General features: G+C 75.7%; 18 protein-coding genes. 17 read left to right on the forward strand and 1 reads right to left on the reverse strand.

What is annotated here, in order from left to right:
* Positions 1–11: 11 nt before the first annotated feature.
* The 4 genes from BM158_RS07485 (at position 12) to BM158_RS07500 (ending at position 6,974) form a co-directional block, all read left to right on the forward strand.
* Positions 12–2,348 carry a [protein-PII] uridylyltransferase gene (locus tag BM158_RS07485; protein ID WP_229827580.1) on the forward strand — a complete coding sequence of 779 codons (2,337 nt, stop codon included), beginning with the start codon at positions 12–14 and terminating at the stop codon, positions 2,346–2,348.
* Positions 2,349–2,398: 50 nt separating this feature from the next.
* Positions 2,399–3,919, forward strand: a complete 1,521-nt coding sequence (gene ffh / locus BM158_RS07490) for a signal recognition particle protein (protein ID WP_091555934.1) — start codon at positions 2,399–2,401, stop codon at positions 3,917–3,919.
* 3 nt (positions 3,920–3,922) lie between these two features.
* A complete protein-coding gene (locus tag BM158_RS07495; RefSeq protein WP_091555936.1) occupies positions 3,923–5,002 on the forward strand; it encodes an amidohydrolase family protein in 1,080 nt (359 codons plus the stop codon).
* 235 nt (positions 5,003–5,237) lie between these two features.
* The gene (locus BM158_RS07500) at positions 5,238–6,974 is read left to right on the forward strand and encodes a proline--tRNA ligase (protein WP_229827579.1); all 1,737 of its coding nucleotides are present in this window, start codon (positions 5,238–5,240) and stop codon (positions 6,972–6,974) included.
* On the opposite strand, the gene BM158_RS07505 is transcribed toward BM158_RS07500, so the two are convergent.
* The gene (locus tag BM158_RS07505) at positions 6,964–7,353 is read right to left on the reverse strand and encodes a VOC family protein (RefSeq protein ID WP_191328624.1); all 390 of its coding nucleotides are present in this window, start codon (positions 7,351–7,353) and stop codon (positions 6,964–6,966) included. The two genes, BM158_RS07500 and BM158_RS07505, sit on opposite strands and share 11 nt — an antisense overlap.
* A gap of 164 nt (positions 7,354–7,517) precedes the next feature.
* On the opposite strand from BM158_RS07505, the gene rpsP reads away from it, so the two are divergent.
* The 13 genes from rpsP (at position 7,518) to dprA (ending at position 16,749) form a co-directional block, all read left to right on the forward strand.
* Positions 7,518–7,991 (forward strand): 30S ribosomal protein S16, encoded by a 474-nt coding sequence (rpsP, locus tag BM158_RS07510; protein WP_091555939.1) that lies wholly within the window; start codon positions 7,518–7,520, stop codon positions 7,989–7,991.
* Positions 7,992–7,994: 3 nt separating this feature from the next.
* On the forward strand, positions 7,995–8,231 hold the full coding sequence (locus BM158_RS07515) for an RNA-binding protein (RefSeq protein WP_091066043.1): 237 nt from the start codon (positions 7,995–7,997) through the stop codon (positions 8,229–8,231).
* 41 nt (positions 8,232–8,272) lie between these two features.
* Entirely contained in the window at positions 8,273–8,767 is a 495-nt protein-coding gene (gene rimM / locus BM158_RS07520; RefSeq protein ID WP_278247563.1) for a ribosome maturation factor RimM, read from the forward strand.
* Entirely contained in the window at positions 8,764–9,489 is a 726-nt protein-coding gene (gene trmD / locus BM158_RS07525) for a tRNA (guanosine(37)-N1)-methyltransferase TrmD (protein ID WP_091555942.1), read from the forward strand. Before rimM ends, trmD begins: the two co-directional genes overlap by 4 nt.
* Positions 9,486–9,986, forward strand: coding sequence for an NUDIX hydrolase (locus BM158_RS07530; RefSeq protein ID WP_091555944.1), 501 nt, complete (start codon positions 9,486–9,488; stop codon positions 9,984–9,986). The genes trmD and BM158_RS07530 overlap by 4 nt, the downstream gene beginning before the upstream one ends.
* A 164-nt stretch (positions 9,987–10,150) precedes the next feature.
* Positions 10,151–10,516: a 50S ribosomal protein L19 gene (gene rplS / locus BM158_RS07535; RefSeq protein WP_091555946.1), complete on the forward strand. Its 366-nt coding sequence runs from the start codon at positions 10,151–10,153 to the stop codon at positions 10,514–10,516.
* Between the two features lie 95 nt (positions 10,517–10,611).
* Entirely contained in the window at positions 10,612–11,514 is a 903-nt protein-coding gene (gene lepB / locus BM158_RS07540; protein ID WP_091555948.1) for a signal peptidase I, read from the forward strand.
* 128 nt (positions 11,515–11,642) lie between these two features.
* Positions 11,643–12,377, forward strand: a complete 735-nt coding sequence (locus BM158_RS07545) for a LuxR C-terminal-related transcriptional regulator (RefSeq protein WP_091555950.1) — start codon at positions 11,643–11,645, stop codon at positions 12,375–12,377.
* A gap of 122 nt (positions 12,378–12,499) precedes the next feature.
* Positions 12,500–13,219, forward strand: a complete 720-nt coding sequence (locus tag BM158_RS07550) for a ribonuclease HII (RefSeq protein WP_091555952.1) — start codon at positions 12,500–12,502, stop codon at positions 13,217–13,219.
* The gene (locus tag BM158_RS07555) at positions 13,216–13,551 is read left to right on the forward strand and encodes a DUF2469 domain-containing protein (RefSeq protein ID WP_091555954.1); all 336 of its coding nucleotides are present in this window, start codon (positions 13,216–13,218) and stop codon (positions 13,549–13,551) included. The genes BM158_RS07550 and BM158_RS07555 overlap by 4 nt, the downstream gene beginning before the upstream one ends.
* A gap of 113 nt (positions 13,552–13,664) precedes the next feature.
* Positions 13,665–14,021, forward strand: a complete 357-nt coding sequence (locus tag BM158_RS07560) for a YraN family protein (protein WP_091555956.1) — start codon at positions 13,665–13,667, stop codon at positions 14,019–14,021.
* Positions 14,021–15,544 (forward strand): YifB family Mg chelatase-like AAA ATPase, encoded by a 1,524-nt coding sequence (locus tag BM158_RS07565; RefSeq protein ID WP_091555958.1) that lies wholly within the window; start codon positions 14,021–14,023, stop codon positions 15,542–15,544. Before BM158_RS07560 ends, BM158_RS07565 begins: the two co-directional genes overlap by 1 nt.
* A complete protein-coding gene (gene dprA / locus BM158_RS07570; RefSeq protein WP_091555960.1) occupies positions 15,541–16,749 on the forward strand; it encodes a DNA-processing protein DprA in 1,209 nt (402 codons plus the stop codon). Before BM158_RS07565 ends, dprA begins: the two co-directional genes overlap by 4 nt.
* Positions 16,750–16,751: the final 2 nt, after the last annotated feature.

Here is a 16,751-nt window from a genome sequence, read left to right on the forward strand (position 1 = left end):
CTCACGACGAGGTGATCCCCCTGGCACACCCGGCACCGACCCCCGACGAGCTCGCCGCCCTGCCCCGCGCGGAGCGGGTCGCGGCGCTGGACGGCTGGCTGACCGGCCTGCTGGGCGACGCCGTGCCCGCCGGCGACCGCACCGGGGTCGCACTGGCCGCGGTCGGCAGCCTCGGCCGCCGGGAGCCCGCACCGCGCGGCGACCTGGACCTGGTGCTGGTGCACGACGGGCGCCGCGGCATCGGCCAGGTCGCCGACGCGGTCTGGTACCCGGTCTGGGACGCCGGGCACAAGCTCGACCACTCGGTGCGCACCGTCGCCGAGGCGGCCGCGGTGGCCGGGGACGACGTCAAGGCCGGCCTGGGCCTGCTCGACGTGCGGCTGGTCGCCGGGGACGCCGAGCTGGTCGCCGCGCTGCGCTCGGCCACCCTCGCCTCGTGGCGGCAGCGCGCGGCCCGGCTGCTGCCCGAGCTGAAGGAGCTGCGCCGCGCCCGGGCGCGCACGGTCGGCGAGCTGGGCTTCCTGCTCGAGCCCGACCTGAAGGAGGCCTACGGCGGGTTGCGCGACGGGCAGGTGCTGCGCGCGCTCTCCCTCGCCCAGCTGGTCGACGAGCCCCCGGCCGACGCCGGCGAGGCCTACGCGTTCCTGGTCGACGTCCGCGACGAGCTGCGCCGCCGCACCCGCCGGGCCGGCGACGTGCTGGTGCGCCAGGAGCAGGCCGGGGTCGCCGCCGCCCTGGGCCTGCCCGACGACGACGTGCTGCTGCGCCGGGTGAGCCTGGCCGGACGGCGGCTGGCCTTCGTGGTCGACGAGGCGTGGCGGCGGGTGGACGCGGCGATGGTCCGCCGTCCCCGCGGCCGGTACCGGCGGGTGCGCCGCGAGCCGCTGGCCGAGGGCCTGGTCCGGCAGGGCGACGAGGTGGTGCTCGCCCGCGACGCCAAGCCCGCCGCCGACCCCGGCCTGGTGCTGCGCGGGGCCGCCGCGGCCGCGCACGCGGACCTGCTGCTGTCGCCCTACACGCTCAAGGTGCTCGGCGCGCACTCCCCACCGCTGCCCGAGCCGTGGCCGGCCGAGGTGCGCTGGTCGTTCCTGCGGCTGCTGGCCAGCGGGCGCAGCGCCGTCCCGGTGGTGGAGCAGCTGGACCAGGAGGGCCTGCTGGTCCGGATGCTCCCCGAGTGGGACCACGTCCGGTCGCTGCCCCAGCGGCACCCGTGGCACCGGTTCACCGTGGACCGGCACCTGGTGGAGGCCGCGGCGGCGGGCGCGGAGCTGACCCGCGACGTCGACCGGCCCGACCTGCTGCTGGTCGGCGCGCTGCTGCACGACATCGGCAAGGGCCACCCCGGCGACCACTCCGAGGTCGGCGCGGTCGTCGTGCGGGAGGTGGCCACCCGGATGGGGTTCGCCCCGGCCGACGTGGACATGCTCGTGGCGATGGTGCGCTGGCACCTGCTGCTGCCGGACGTGGCCACCCACCGCGACCTCGACGACCCGGCCACCATCGACCGCGTCGTGGAGGCCATCGGCGGCGACCCGGCGCTGCTGCAGCTGCTGCACGCCCTCGCCCAGGCCGACGGCGCGGCGACCTCCACCTCGGCCTGGTCGCCCTGGAAGGCGCACCTGGTCGCGGCGCTGGTCGGCCGGGTGGCTGCGCGGCTGGGGTCGGCAGCCGTCCCCGAGCCGGTGCTGGAGCCCAGCGACCCGCAGGTCAGCACCCCGGCGCCGGAGATCCCGGGCCCGACCCGGCCGGTGACCGTCGGGGTGGAGGACGTCGCCGACGGCCAGCAGGTCACCATCGGTGCGCCCGACCGCCCGGGCCTGTTCGCGCTGTGCGCCGGCGTGCTGGCGCTCAACCAGCTCGACGTCCGGGCCGCGCGGGTGACCGTCGAGGCCGGGTACGCCACCTCGGTGTTCGCCGTCCGGCCGCGGTTCGGGCGGGTGCCGGTGCCCGGGATCCTCGCCGACGGCGTGCGCGCGGCGATGGAGGGCACCCTGCCGCTGGGGGAGCGGCTGGCCCAGCGGGAGCGCGACTACCGCCAGGACGCCGGCCGCGGCGCGCCGCCGCGGGTGGCCTGGTTCGACGCCGAGGCGACCGGGGCGGCCAACACCCTGGTCGAGGTGCGGGCCACCGACCGGGCCGGCCTGCTCTACCGGCTCACCGCCGCCCTGGCCGCCGAGGGCCTGGACGTGCGCGGCGCGACGGTGGAGACCCTGGGCGCCGACGCCGTCGACGCCTTCTACCTGGCCGACCCCTCGGGCACGCCGGTCGACGAGGGCCAGCGCGAGCGGGTCGCCGCCTCGCTGCTGGCCGCGGCCGCCGGCACCGCACCCGACCCGGCCGTGCACTGAGGCTGGATACCCTGGGGAGCCCCTGGTTCCACCGCTGCTGAGGACGTGTTGTGTTCGAGACCCTCTCCGACCGGCTCGACAAGGTCTTCACCGGGCTGCGCGGCAAGGGCCGGCTCTCCGACGCCGACATCGACGCCACCGCCCGGGAGATCCGGATCGCGCTGCTCGAGGCCGACGTCGCGCTGCCGGTCGTGCGCGAGTTCATCGGGTCGGTCAAGGAGCGGGCCCGCGGTGCCGCGGTCAGCCAGGCGCTGAACCCCGCCCAGCAGATCATCAAGATCGTCAACGAGGAGCTCGTCGGCATCCTCGGCGGGGAGACCCGGCGGATCCGGTACGCCAAGACCTCGCCGACGGTCATCATGCTGGCCGGTCTGCAGGGCGCCGGGAAGACGACCCTGGCCGGCAAGCTGGGCCGCTGGCTCAAGGCGCAGGGGCACACCCCGCTGCTGGTGGCCTGCGACCTGCAGCGCCCCAACGCGGTCAACCAGCTCTCCGTCGTCGCCGGCCAGGCCGGGGTCGACGTCTACGCCCCGCAGCCGGGCAACGGCGTCGGCGACCCGATCGAGGTCGCCCGCGAGTCGATCGAGCACGCCCGCCGCACCATGCACGACGTCGTCGTGGTCGACACCGCCGGCCGGCTGGGCATCGACGCCGAGCTGATGGCCCAGGCCGCCGGCATCCGCGACGCCGTGCAGCCCGACGAGACGCTGTTCGTCGTCGACGCGATGATCGGCCAGGACGCCGTCACCACCGCGATCGCGTTCCAGGAGGGCGTCGGGTTCTCCGGCGTCGTGCTCACCAAGCTCGACGGCGACGCCCGCGGTGGTGCCGCGCTGTCGGTCCGCGGGGTCACCGGCCAGCCGATCATGTTCGCCTCGACCGGCGAGAAGCTGGCCGACTTCGACGTCTTCCACCCCGAGCGGATGGCCTCGCGCATCCTCGGCATGGGCGACGTGCTCACCCTCATCGAGCAGGCCGAGCAGGCCTTCGACGCCGAGCAGGCCGAGAAGATGGCCGGCAAGCTGGCCAGCCGCGACGGCTTCACCCTCGAGGACTTCCTCGAGCAGATGATGGCGATCCGGAAGATGGGGCCGATCGCCAACCTGCTCGGCATGCTGCCCGGTGCCGGGCAGATGAAGGAGCAGCTGAAGAACATCGACGACCGGGACCTCGACCGCACCGCGGCGATCATCCGGTCGATGACGCCGGGGGAGCGGAACACCCCCAAGATCATCAACGCCTCGCGCCGGGTCCGGATCGCCAACGGCTCCGGCGTCACCGTCACCGAGGTCAACTCGCTGCTGGAGCGCTTCGCGCAGGCCCAGAAGATGATGGGCCAGATGGCCGGCTCGATGGGCATGCCGGGGATGGGCCCGATGTCGAAGAAGGCCCGCGGCCGCCAGCAGCAGGCCCCGGCCCGCAAGGGCGGCAAGGGCAAGGGCAAGAAGCCGGCGCGGCGCCAGATCGGCGCCGGCCCCACGATGCCGCCGGGCGGGATCCCGGGGCTGCCGCCGGGCCAGGCCATGCCGGACCTCTCCAAGCTCGACTTCAGCCAGTTCAAGGACCGCTGAGCCGTGCACCTGTCGGGGGTGCTGCTGCCCGGGGACGAGACCCGCGACCTGTGGGTGCGCGACGGGCGGCTCACCTTCGAGCCGGTGCCGGGCGCGCCGACGGTCTCCCGGGGCGGGTTCGTGCTGCCGGGGCTGGTCGACGCGCACTGCCACGTCGGCATCGCCCGGGGCGGCGGCCACGTCGAGGACCTGGCCGCGGCCCGCGAACAGGCCCTCGTGGAGCGGGACGCCGGGGTGCTGCTGCTGCGCGACTGCGGGTCGCCGGTCGACACCCGGGCGCTGGACGACGACCCCGAGCTGCCGCGGATCCTGCGCGCCGGCCGGCACGTGGCCCGCGAGCGGCGCTACATCCCGGGTCTGGCCGTGGAGGTGGAGCCCGCGTCGCTGGCCGACGAGGTGCGGGTGCAGGCCCGCCGCGGGGACGGCTGGGTGAAGCTGGTCGGTGACTGGATCGACCGCGGGGCCGGCGACCTGGGCCCGCTGTGGCCCGACGACGCGCTGGCCGACGCGATCGCCGCCGCGCACGCCGAGGGCGCCCGGGTCACCGCGCACACCTTCGGCAGCGACGCGCTGCCCGGGCTCATCCGGGCAGGAATCGACTGCGTGGAGCACGGCACCGGCCTGACCGAGGACCTCATCTCCGAGATGGCCGCGCGCGGCACCGCCGTCGTCCCCACGCTGGTGAACGTGGAGAACTTCCCCGGGTTCGCCGCGGCGGGCGAGGCGAAGTTCCCCGCCTACGCCTCGACGATGCGCCGGCTGTACGCCTCGTCGGGTGCGGTGGTGCGGGCGGCGTACGAGGCCGGGGTGCCGGTGTTCGCCGGCACCGACGCCGGCGGCGGCATCGACCACGGGACCATCGGCGAGGAGGTCCGGGCGCTGCACGCCGCCGGGCTGCCGCGCGAGGCGGCACTGGCCGCGGCGTCGTGGGCCGCGCGGGAGTGGCTGGGCCTGCCCGGCCTGGTCGAGGGCGCCCCGGCCGACCTGGTCGTCTACGACGCCGACCCCCGCGCCGACCTCGACGCCCTGGCCCGCCCGCAGCTCACCCTGCTCCGCGGCCGCGTGGTCACCCCCTCCCGCTGAGGCCCTGCCGCTGACGGACCTCGTGGCGCGGATGCCGGCGGGAGCTCGCCGAGGACGACGTCCGCGCCGTCGTGCGGGCCGAGCGGGACGAGCGGCTGGCCGCGGCCGACCAGCTGGACGCCGCCGGGGCCGGTGCCGCCGCGGACCAGCTGCGCACGGCGGCCGCCGTGCTGGCGGGCCACCTGTAGGGAAACCGTTGGGCGGGGGCTGGGAGACTCCCTGCGTGCTGTTGCGGATGTCCACCCTGTTCCTGCGCACCCTGCGCGACGACCCGGCCGACGCCGAGGTCCCCAGCCACCGCCTGCTCGTGCGGGGCGGCTACATCCGCCGGGCCGCGCCCGGCGGGTTCACCTGGCTGCCGCTGGGCTGGCGGGTGTACCGCAACGTCGAGCGCGTCGTCCGCGAGGAGATGGACGCGATGGGTGCGCAGGAGGTGCACTTCCCGGCGCTGCTGCCCCGCGAGCCCTACGAGGCCACCGGCCGCTGGACCGAGTACGGCGACAACGTCTTCCGCCTGAAGGACCGCAAGGGCGCCGACTTCCTGCTGGGCCCCACCCACGAGGAGATGTTCACCCTCCTGGTGAAGGACCTCTACGGTTCCTACAAGGACCTGCCGCTGTCGATCTACCAGATCCAGACCAAGTACCGGGACGAGGCCCGGCCCCGGGCCGGGCTGTTCCGCGGGCGCGAGTTCGTGATGAAGGACAGCTACTCCTTCGACGTCGACGACGCCGGCCAGGACGCCTCCTACGCCCGGCACCGCGACGCCTACATGCGCATCTTCGACCGGCTGGGCCTGGAGTACGTGATCGTCTCGGCCACCTCCGGCGCCATGGGCGGGTCCCGGTCGGAGGAGTTCCTCACCCCCACCCCGATCGGCGAGGACACCTTCGTGCGCTCGCCGGGGGGGTACGCGGCCAACGTCGAGGCCGTCACCACCGTCGCGCCCGCGGCGATCCCCGTCGACGGCCTGCCGGCCGCGCACGTCGAGGACACCCCCGACACCCCCACCATCGAGACCCTGGTCGCCGTCGCCACCGAGCTCTTCCCTGACGCCGGCTACACCGCGGCCTCGACGCTGAAGAACGTCGTCGTGCAGCTGCGCCACCCCGACGGCACCGCCGAGCCCCTGGTCATCGGCCTCCCCGGCGACCGCGAGGTCGACACCAAGCGGCTGGAGGCCCAGGTCTCCCCGGCCGAGGTCGAGCCGTTCACCGACTTCGCCGCGCACCCGGTGCTGGTCAAGGGCTACATCGGCCCGCAGGTGCTCGGCGCCGACAGCGACTCGGGCATCCGCTACCTCATCGACCCCCGCGTGGTCACCGGCAGCCGCTGGATCACCGGGGCCAACGAGGCCGGCAAGCACGTCTTCGACCTCGTGGCCGGCCGGGACTTCACCTGGGACGGCACCATCGAGGCCGCCGAGGTGCGCGCCGGCGACCCCGCCCCCGACGGCTCCGGCCCGCTGGAGCTCGCCCGGGGCGTGGAGATGGGCCACGTGTTCGCCCTCGGCCGCAAGTACGCCGACGCCCTGGACCTCAAGGTGCTCGACGAGAACGGCAAGCTCGTCACCGTCACCATGGGGTCCTACGGCATCGGGGTCTCCCGCGCCGTGGCCGCCATCGCCGAGTCCACGCACGACGAGCTCGGCCTGGTCTGGCCGCGCGAGGTCGCCCCGGCCGACGTGCACCTGGTCGCCACCGGCAAGGACGCCGCGGTGTTCACCGCCGCGGAGGCCCTGGCCGGCGAGCTGGTCGCCGCCGGGCTCACCGTGCTCTACGACGACCGGCCCAAGGTCAGCCCCGGCGTGAAGTTCAAGGACGCCGAGCTGCTCGGGATGCCGACCATCGTCACCGTCGGCCGCGGGCTGGCCGAGGGCGTCCTGGAGCTGCGCGACCGGGCCACCGGCGAGCGGCAGGACATCCCCGTGGACGGCGCCGCCGCCGCGGTGCTGGCCGCCGTCAGGGGCTGACCCGCTCGACCAGCTCCACCTCGAAGCCGTCGGCGTCCTCCAGGTACGCCGCCCGGTGCCCGGGGCCACCGGCGAACGGGTGGCGGTCGCCGAACAGCAGCCGCCACCCGTGCGCCGCGGCCTCGTCCACCAGGCCGTCGAGCCGGCCGGCGGGGACGTGGAAGGCCAGGTGGTTCAGCCCCGGACGGCGCCGGTCGTGCGCCGTCCCCACCAGGTCCGGCGACTGCTCCAGGACGAGGTAGACGTCCCCGGAACGCCACGACCGGCCACCGGACCAGGCCTGGAACGGCTCGGCGCCCAGCTCGGTCAGCAGCCACCCCCAGGAGCGGACGGCGCGGGTGAGGTCGGGCACCCACAGCTCGACGTGGTGGAGCAGCATCCCGGCGTCCTCCCGTCGTCTGGCATGATGGGCGGTCGAGCACGTGCTGCCGGCGGCCCTCTCACCGTCGCGGCCGCGTGTCCACCCGCTCCGCCCCCGGCGTACCCCCACGCGCCCGCAGGCGCGAGCACCCGAGAACCCGTACGAGGAGTACACCACCCACCGTGGCCACCAAGATCAAGCTCATGCGTCTGGGCAAGATGCGCGCGCCGTACTACCGCATCGTCGTCGCCGACTCCCGCACCAAGCGGGACGGCCGCTCGATCGAGACGATCGGCAAGTACCACCCCAAGGAGGACCCCTCCTTCATCGAGGTCGACGCCGAGCGTGCCGCCTACTGGCTGGGCGTCGGCGCGCAGCCGACCGAGGCCGTCGCCGCCATCCTGCGGGTCACCGGTGACTGGCAGAAGTTCAAGGGCGAGCCGGCCCCCGAGCCGATGAAGGTCGCGGCCCCCAAGCCCGACAAGAAGGCCGCCTACGAGGAGGCCGCCCGCGCCGCCGCCGACGAGCCGGCCGCCGGGGCCACCACCCCGAAGAAGAAGGCTGCGGTCAAGGCCGACGCCACCCCCGAGGCCGAGGCCAAGCTGGCCGAGGACGCCCCGGCCGACGGGTCCGCCGGCAAGACCGCTGCCGAGTAAGACGTGCTCGAAGAGGCGCTCGAGCACCTGGTCAAGGGCATCGTCGACAACCCCGACGACGTCGCCGTCGACCTGATCAACGGTCGCCGCGGCAAGACCCTCGAGGTCCGGGTGCACCCCGACGACCTCGGCAAGGTCATCGGCCGCGGCGGGCGCACCGCCAAGGCGCTGCGCCAGGTCATGACCGGTGTCGGCGGACGCGGCCTGCGGGTCGACGTCGTCGACACCGACGGGCGCTGAGCACCACCCCGCGCCCGCAGGGCACCCCCTCCGACACCGTGGTGGTCGGCCGCATCGGCCGACCCCACGGTGTTCGTGGTGAGGTGACCGTCGAGGTGCGCACCGACGACCCCGACCGCCGGTTCCGCCCCGGCGCCGTGCTGGCCACCGAGCCCGCCGACCGCGGCCCGCTGACCGTCGAGTCGGTGAAGTGGCACTCGGGCACCCTGCTGCTGCGCATCGAGGGCGTCGCCGACCGCCAGGCCGCCGACGAGCTGCGGAACACGGTCCTCGTGGTCGAGGTCGCCGACCTCCCCGAGCTCGAGGACGACTCCTTCTACGACCACCAGCTCGTCGGGCTGGAGGTGCGGCTCACCGACGGGACCGTCGTCGGCACCGTCTCGGCCGTCCGGCACGACGCCGCCGAGCTGCTGGTCGTGCGGCGACCGGGCACCCACGACCTGCTGGTGCCGTTCGTGCGCGCCATCGTCCCGACCGTGGACGTCGCCGCCGGGCACCTGGTCATCACCCCGCCCGAGGGGCTGCTGGAGCTGTGAGGATCGACGTCCTGACGATCTTCCCGGAGTACCTGGCCCCGCTGGGCCAGGCGCTGCTGGGCAAGGCGGCCGCCAGGGGGCTGGTCGAGGTGGGCGTGCACGACCTGCGCGCCTGGACCGACGACGTGCACCGCACGGTCGACGACAGCCCCTACGGCGGCGGGCCCGGCATGGTCATGCGCCCCGAGCCGTGGGGCCGGGCGCTGGCCGACGTGCGCCCGCCGGGCACCCGCCTCGTCGTCCCCACCCCGGCCGGGCGGCCCTTCACCCAGGCCGTGGCCGCGCAGTGGGCGACCGAGCCGGGCCTGGTCTTCGCCTGCGGGCGGTACGAGGGCATCGACCAGCGGGTCGCCGACGACGCCGCGGCGCACGGCCCGGTGTCGGAGGTGAGCATCGGCGACTACGTGCTGGCCGGCGGGGAGTCCGCCGTCCTGGTGATGGTCGAGGCGGTCACCCGGCTCATCCCGGGCGTGGTCGGCAACGCCGAGTCCGTGGAGTTCGACTCGCACGCCGACGGCCTCCTCGAGGGGCCCTCCTACACCCGGCCGGCGTCCTGGCGCGGCCACGACGTCCCGCCGGTGCTGCTGTCCGGCGACCACGCCGCGATCGCCCGCTGGCGGCGCGCGGAGTCCATCCGGCGCACCGCCGACCGCCGTCCCGACCTGCTGGCCGGTGTCGAGCTCACCGCCGCCGACCGCGCCGCCCTGGACGCCGACGCGTGACGGCGCCGTGGGTGCGGCCGACGGCCCGCGTCCTGGTGCTCGACCCCGCCGGCCGGGTGCTGCTGTTCGGCGGCCGGCTGACCGCCCCGGACGCCGTCCCCGGCGACGTGCAGTGGTGGTACACCCCCGGCGGCGGCGTCGAGGACGGCGAGTCGCTGCGGGCGGCCGCCGTCCGCGAGCTCGCCGAGGAGACCGGGCTGGTCGTCCACCCGGCCGCCCTGGAGGGACCGGTCTGGCTGCGGCGGCACGTCGGGGAGTTCGGCGGCCGGGTCGTCGACAGCCGGGAGACCTTCTTCGTGCTCCGCGACGTCGAGCACGTCGTCGACACCGCCGGCCGCACCGAGCTGGAGGTGCTGGCCGACGAGCCGCACCGCTGGTGGAGCCTGGCCGAGGTGGCCGCGTCGGGGGAGCGGTTCGCCCCGCGCGGGCTCGCCGACCTGCTGCCCGGGCTGCTCGCCGGGCCGTGGACCGGCCCACCACAGGTCGTCGACGGCTGAGATCACAGGGCCGCCGCGTCCACCGGCCCGCCGGTGTGGCACGATGGAGCACTGCTGCTGCCGCTCTGCATCGAGCGCGGTTCCCCGGGATCACCTGCCGAGGGCCGCTGCGCGCCCGGCGGGCAGCCCGAGAACAGACACCGCTAGGACTGAGGACTGCTGCGATGAACACCCTGGACGCCCTCGACGCCGAGTCGCTGCGCGACGACATCCCCGACTTCCGCCCCGGGGACACCGTGAAGGTGCACGTGCGGGTCATCGAGGGCAACCGCTCGCGCATCCAGGTCTTCCAGGGCGTCATCCTGCGCCGCCAGGGCGGGGGCATCCGCGAGACCTTCACCGTCCGCAAGGTCAGCTTCGGCGTCGGCGTGGAGCGCACCTTCCCGGTGCACACCCCCGTCGTGGAGAAGATCGAGGTGCTGACCCGCGGTGACGTCCGCCGGGCCAAGCTGTACTACCTCCGCGACCTGCGCGGCAAGGCCGCCAAGATCAAGGAGAAGCGCGAGGTCCGCGAGGCCGTCGCCCGCTGACCCCGCACGTCCCGCACGGCCCGGCTGCCCACGGCAGCCGGGCCGTCGTGCGTCCTGGGCCGGTTGCGCGGCACCGGAACGTACGCTGACCGACGATGAGCACCGACCGGACCCCCGACCCCGCCGACGACGAGGCCGGGGGCCACCGCGCCGGCCGGGGCGACGGCGAGGTCGGTGTCGGCCGGTTCTCCCGCCGCGCCCGCCGCCGGGACCGCGAGGAGCAGAAGAAGGGCTCGCTGCTCAAGGAGCTGCCGATCCTGCTGGTCGTCGCCTTCGTCCTCGCGCTGCTGGTGAAGACCTTCCTGGTGCAGGCGTTCTTCATCCCGTCGGGCTCGATGGAGCAGACGCTGCACGGCTGCACCGGCTGCACCGGTGACCGGGTGCTGGTGACCAAGCCGCCGTACTGGTTCTCCGACCCGCAGCCCGGCGACGTCGTCGTCTTCCAGGGCCCCGACACCTGGACGCCCGAGGTGCAGGTGTCGGAGCCGGACAACTGGTTCTCCTCCGCCGCGCTGTTCCTCGGCCGGGCCATCGGTGTCGCCCCGCCCAGCGAGGACGACTACGTCAAGCGGGTCATCGCCACCGGCGGGCAGACCGTGCAGTGCTGCGACGAGCAGGGCCGGGTCACCGTCGACGGGCAGCCGCTCGACGAGCCCTACATCTACGAGAACACCCCGCTGGAGACCCGCCCCTTCGGCCCGGTCACCGTGCCCGAGGGCCGGTTGTGGGTGATGGGTGACCACCGGTCGGCCTCGGCTGACTCCCGCTCCCACGTGGGCGACCAGTACGCCGGCACGATCGCGGTGGACGACGTCATCGGCAAGGCCTCGGTCATCGTGTGGCCCTTCAGCCGGTTCTCCCTCGTGGACAGCCCGGCCATCCAGCCGCAGCAGGCCGAGGGGATGGCGCTGCAGGGCGACGTCGCCCTCGTCGCGCCGGTGCTGCTCGGGCTCGGCGGCGCGGTCCCGGTCGCGGCCTGGCGGCGACGGCGCCGCTGAACCATTCGCCGGAATGGTCGAGGCCATTCCGGGTGGTGAGGAAAAAAATCACCAAGAAGTGTTCAAGCACCCGCTCGGGTGAGTCGATGAACGGTCTGTCAGTCATCGCACTCGATCGGAGAAATGCAATGTCCAGCACCACGGCCGGCTCGACCCGCGGCGTCACCCGCGTTCTGCTCCTCGCTGACGCCCCGGTCCTGCGCCGCGGCCTGGTCAGCATGGTCAACGAGACCGCCGGCATGCAGGCCGTCGGGGTCCCCGGCGAGGTCCGCCGGGCCCTGACCCTGGTCGAGTCCGCCCGCCCCGACGCCGTCGTCGTCGAGCTCGGCGCCGGCCGCGCGGCCACCCTGAACGTCTGCCGCGACCTGCGCCGCCGCTACCCCCGCGTCGCCATCGTCGCGCTCGCCACCTCCGAGGACCCCGCCGTGGTCAACGAGGCCCTCGCCGCCGGCATCCGCGGCTACCTGCTCATGAACACCTCGCCGACCCTGCTCGGCTGGTCGGTCCTGGCCGCCCGCGCCGGCCGCACCGTCGTCGACCCGCAGATCCGCCGCGTCGAGCCCAGCGAGGTCCCGGTCACCAAGGAGCTCACCCCCTCGGTCCCGCTGACCCGCCGCGAGTCCGACGTCCTCGACGAGCTGATCCAGGGCCAGAGCAACCGCGCCATCGGCCGCAACCTGTTCATCTCCGAGGACACCGTCAAGAGCCACGTCAAGGCCATCCTGCGCAAGCTGGGTGCCCGCGACCGGGCCCACGCCGTCTCCCTGGTGCTCTCCGCCCGCAACGGCGGCAGCTGCACCTGCGGCCACGGCCACGCCGCCTCCGCCGCGGTCGCCGAGACCGACGAGGCAGCCACCGTCTGACCGACCCGTGCGGTCGGGGCGTCCGCCTCCTCGGCGCCCCGGCCGCACACCCCACGGCCCCGAGCCGGTCCCCGTCGTCCGGGGGCCGGCTCGTGTCGTGCTCGTCGTAGGGTCGGGGGGCGATGGCTGCCCCACCCCGTGCCCCCGACGCCCTCTGGTCCATGGAGGGCTCGCTGCGCCGACGCGGCTTCACCGCCGTGGCCGGGGCCGATGAGGCCGGCCGGGGCGCCTGCGCCGGTCCGCTGGTCGCGGCCGCGTGCATCCTCCCGGCCGGACGGCGGGGCCGGGTGCCGGGCCTGGCCGACTCCAAGCTGCTCACCGCCGCCGCCCGCGAGCGCGTCTACGCCGAGGTGGTCGCCCGCGCGGTGTCCTGGTCGGTGGTGGTGGTCGACGTCCCCGAGCTCGACGAGCGCGGCATGCACGTGACCAACATCGAGGCGCTGCGCCGCGCCGTCGGCGGCCTCGACGTGCCGCCGGACTACGTGCTCACCGACGGCTTCCCGGTCAGCGGCCTGGCCCAGCCCACGCTGGCGGTCTGGAAGGGCGACCGGGTGGCCGCCTGCGTGGCCGCGGCCTCGGTGCTGGCGAAGGTGACCCGGGACCGGATGATGGTCGACCTGCACCGCCGGTTCCCGCACTACGAGTTCGACGTGCACAAGGGCTACATCACCGACCTGCACACCGCCGCGCTGGACCGCTTCGGCCCCTGCCCGGAGCACCGGCACCGGTTCGTCAACGTCGCCCGGGCCCGGGACGCGCACGTCGCGCGTGGCGGCCGACCACCGATGGACGATGATGGTCGGGTGCACCAGTCCCCGACGCCCGTGGAGAGTCTGCGATGAGCACCGAGGACCTCGAGAAGTACGAGACCGAGATGGAGCTGCAGCTCTACCGGGAGTACAAGGACATCGTCCGCCAGTTCTCCTACGTGGTGGAGACCGAGCGGCGCTTCTACCTGGCCAACTCCGTCGACCTGCAGGTCCGCGAGGCCGGCGGCGAGGTGTTCTTCGAGCTGAAGCTCTCCGACGCCTGGGTGTGGGACATGTACCGGCCCGCGCGGTTCGTGAAGAACGTGCGGGTGGTGACGTTCAAGGACGTCAACGTCGAGGAGCTGGACAAGCCCGACCTCGAGCTGCCCGACGACCCCGGCATCGCTCGGGGCCCGGGCAGCTGAGGCCCTAGCACGACGGCGGGCGGCCGTGCCCGCCGTCGTCCACACGCGGGGGTGCTGTCCACAGATCGGCCGCGGCGGCCCCGCACCCGCCCGCCCGGCCCGACGGTGGCGGCGTGCAGACCTCACGAGCCGCCCTCGGCGCCCGCGGTGAACAGCTGGCCGTCGACCACCTGGTGGCGGCCGGCCTGACCGTCCTCGACCGCAACTGGCGCTGCGCCCGCGGCGAGCTGGACGTCGTCGCCCGCGAGGGCGACGCGCTGGTGTTCTGCGAGGTGAAGACCCGCTCGGGCACCCGCTACGGGTCCCCGGTGCAGGCGGTCACCCCGGTCAAGCAGGCCCGGATGAAGCAACTGGCCGGCCGGTGGCTGGACGAGCACGACGAGCGGGCCGCCCGGCTGCGCTTCGACGTCGTCGCGGTGCTGCTGGTCGCCGGCCGGGCCACGGTCGACCACCTGCGCGGGGCGTTCTGATGGCGCAGGCGCGCACCTGGTCCGTCGGCCTCGTCGGGGTCACCGGCGCGCTGGTCGAGGTGGCCGTGGACGACGCCCCCGGCGCACCCGGGCTCTCGCTCGTGGGGCTGCCCGACGCGGTGGTCCGGCAGTCCGTCGACCGCGTCCGGGCGGCGGTCCGCCGCTGCGGGTGGTCCTTCCCCGACGGGCGGGTGACCATCGCGCTGTCCCCGGCCGCGATGCCCAAGCAGGGTGCCGGCTTCGACCTGGCGCTGGCCGTCGCGGCGCTGGCCGCCACCGGCAAGCTCGTGCTGCACGACGTCGACCAGCCGGTGTTCCTCGGCGAGGTCGGCCTCGACGGGTCCCTGCGCGGGGTGCGCGGCGTGCTGCCCGGGGTGCTGGCCGCCCGCGACGCCGGCTTCGGCACCGTCGTGCTGCCGGCCGCCGTCGCCGACGAGGCGGCGCTGGTCGGCGGGGTGCAGGTGCTCGCCGCGGGCCACCTGCGCGAGGTGGTCGCGCACCTGCAGCGCCGCGGTCCCCGCCTGGCCCCGCACGAGCGGGCACCGGCACCGCCCCTGCCGCCCGGGCCCGACCTCGCCGACGTGGTGGGCCAGGTGACCGGCCGGCGCGCGGTCGAGGTCGCCGCCGCCGGCGGTCACCACCTGTTCCTGTCCGGCCCGCCCGGGGCGGGCAAGACCATGCTGGCCCAGCGGCTGCCCGGGATCCTGCCGATCCTGGACGACGAGCTGGCCACCGAGGTCACCGCGGTCGCGTCGGTCGCCGGCACGCTGCCCCCGGGCGCGGCGCTGATCACCCGGCCCCCGTTCGAGGCGCCGCACCACTCGGCGTCGGCTGTCTCGCTGGTGGGCGGCGGGTCGGGCCAGATCCGGCCCGGCGCGCTGTCCCGCGCCCACGGCGGCGTGCTGTTCCTCGACGAGGCGCCAGAGTTCCCGCGCACGGTGCTCGACTCCCTCCGCCAGCCGCTGGAACGGGGCACGGTCACCGTCCACCGCGCGCACGGGTCGGCGACCTTCCCCTGCCGCACCCAGCTGGTGCTGGCGGCCAACCCCTGCCCGTGCGCCTCGCCGGCCGGCGACGCCGCGTGCAGCTGCGGCTCGCTGGAGCGCCGGCGCTACCAGGCGCGGCTCTCGGGCCCGCTGCTGGACCGCATCGACCTGCGGGTGCAGCTGCCGCCGGTGACCCGCGCGGGCTGGCTGGACCGCGTCGCGGCCCCCGAGTCGACCGCCGTGGTCGCCGCCCGGGTGCGGGCCGCCCGCGGGGCCGCCGCCGAGCGGTTGGCCGGCACCGGCCTGCGCACCACCGGCGAGGTCCCCGGCCGGCTGCTGCGCGAGCGGTGGCCGGTCCCGCGCCCGGCCCTCGCGCTGGCCGAGCGGGCCCTGGAGCGCGGGGCGCTGTCCCTGCGGGGCCTGGACCGGGTGGTGCGGGTGGCCTGGACGCTCGCCGACCTGGCCGGCCGCACGGTGCCCGGCCCGGACGAGGTCGGCGAGGCACTGGGCCTGCGGCTGCCGGCGGCCGCGGCGTGAGCGCGGTGGCCGAGGGCGCACTGGCGTCGGTGGTCGCCGGCGACCCGGCCGACCCCGGGGTGCGGCAGCGGGCCGGGGCGTGGCTCACCCGGGTGTTCGAGCCCGGCGACCCCGCGCTGGCGCGGTGGGTCGCCGCCACCGGTCAGGTGGCCGCGGTGCGGTCCCTGCTCGCCGGCACCGCCCCGTCCCGGTTCGCCGCCCAGGCCGCGGCCCGGGGCGAGGACCGCAGCCTCGCCGACCTGCTCACCGCCGCGCGGATCGGCGCCCGGCTCGTGGTGCCCGGCGACGACGAGTGGCCCGGCCGGGCGCTGCACGACCTCGTCGTGGCTTCCGACCGGCAGGGCGGCGGGGTCGAGCGCACCGCCGCCCTCGTGCCGCCGCTGGGCCTGTGGGTGCGCGGCCGGCCGCGGCTGGACCAGTTGTCCGACCGGTCGGTGGCCGTGGTCGGGTCCCGGGCCAGCACCGCCTACGGCAACCACGTCTCCGCCGAGCTGGCCGCCGACCTGTGGTCCCGGGGCTGGACGACGGTGTCGGGCGCGGCCACCGGCATCGACGGCGCAGCCCACCGGGGTGCGCTGGCCGCCGGGGGAGCGACGGTCGCGGTGCTGGCCTGCGGCGTCGACCGCGCCTATCCGCCACGCCACACCACCCTGCTGGAGCGGGTGCTCGAGGACGGCCTGGTGGTCAGCGAGTGGCCACCCGGGTCGGCGCCGCTGGGCCACCGGTTCCTGGTCCGCAACCGGCTGATCGCGGCGCTGTCCCGCGGCACGGTGGTCGTGGAGGCCGCCGCCCGGTCGGGGTCGCTGGCCACCGCCAACCGGGCACGGGAGCTCGGCCGGCCGGTGATGGGCGTGCCCGGCCCGGTCACCAGCGCCCTGAGCGTCGGGGTGCACCAGCTGCTGCGCGGCGTCCCGCCGGCGCGGCTGGTCAGCTCGGCGGGGGAGGTGCTGGAGGAGGTGGGCAGCATCGGCGCCGACCTGGCCGACGTCCCCGCGCGGCCCTCCTCGCCGCGGGACGAGCTCACCGACGTCGCCCGCCGGGTGCTGGACGCCTGCCCGGTGCGGATCGGCGTCCCGCCGGAGCGGCTGGCCGCCGTCGCCGGCTGCGCCGAGCTGGACGTGCTGCGGGTGCTGCCCGTGCTGGAGCTGCACGAGCTGGTGGAGCGGGTCCCCGGCGGCTGGCGGGTCACCCGGGACCGCCGGTGACC

This window comes from Klenkia taihuensis (assembly GCF_900112525.1).
In the GTDB taxonomy this organism is placed as follows: domain Bacteria; phylum Actinomycetota; class Actinomycetes; order Mycobacteriales; family Geodermatophilaceae; genus Klenkia; species Klenkia taihuensis.

Coding starts and splice junctions, on each gene's coding strand:
- BM158_RS07500 (WP_229827579.1), top strand. CDS start 5,238: ATGTCCACCCTGTTCCTGCGCACCCTGCGCGACGACCCGGCCGACGCC.
- BM158_RS07505 (WP_191328624.1), bottom strand. CDS start 7,353: ATGCTGCTCCACCACGTCGAGCTGTGGGTGCCCGACCTCACCCGCGCC.
- rplS (WP_091555946.1), top strand. CDS start 10,151: ATGAACACCCTGGACGCCCTCGACGCCGAGTCGCTGCGCGACGACATC.
- lepB (WP_091555948.1), top strand. CDS start 10,612: ATGAGCACCGACCGGACCCCCGACCCCGCCGACGACGAGGCCGGGGGC.
- BM158_RS07545 (WP_091555950.1), top strand. CDS start 11,643: ATGTCCAGCACCACGGCCGGCTCGACCCGCGGCGTCACCCGCGTTCTG.
- BM158_RS07550 (WP_091555952.1), top strand. CDS start 12,500: ATGGCTGCCCCACCCCGTGCCCCCGACGCCCTCTGGTCCATGGAGGGC.
- BM158_RS07555 (WP_091555954.1), top strand. CDS start 13,216: ATGAGCACCGAGGACCTCGAGAAGTACGAGACCGAGATGGAGCTGCAG.
- BM158_RS07565 (WP_091555958.1), top strand. CDS start 14,021: ATGGCGCAGGCGCGCACCTGGTCCGTCGGCCTCGTCGGGGTCACCGGC.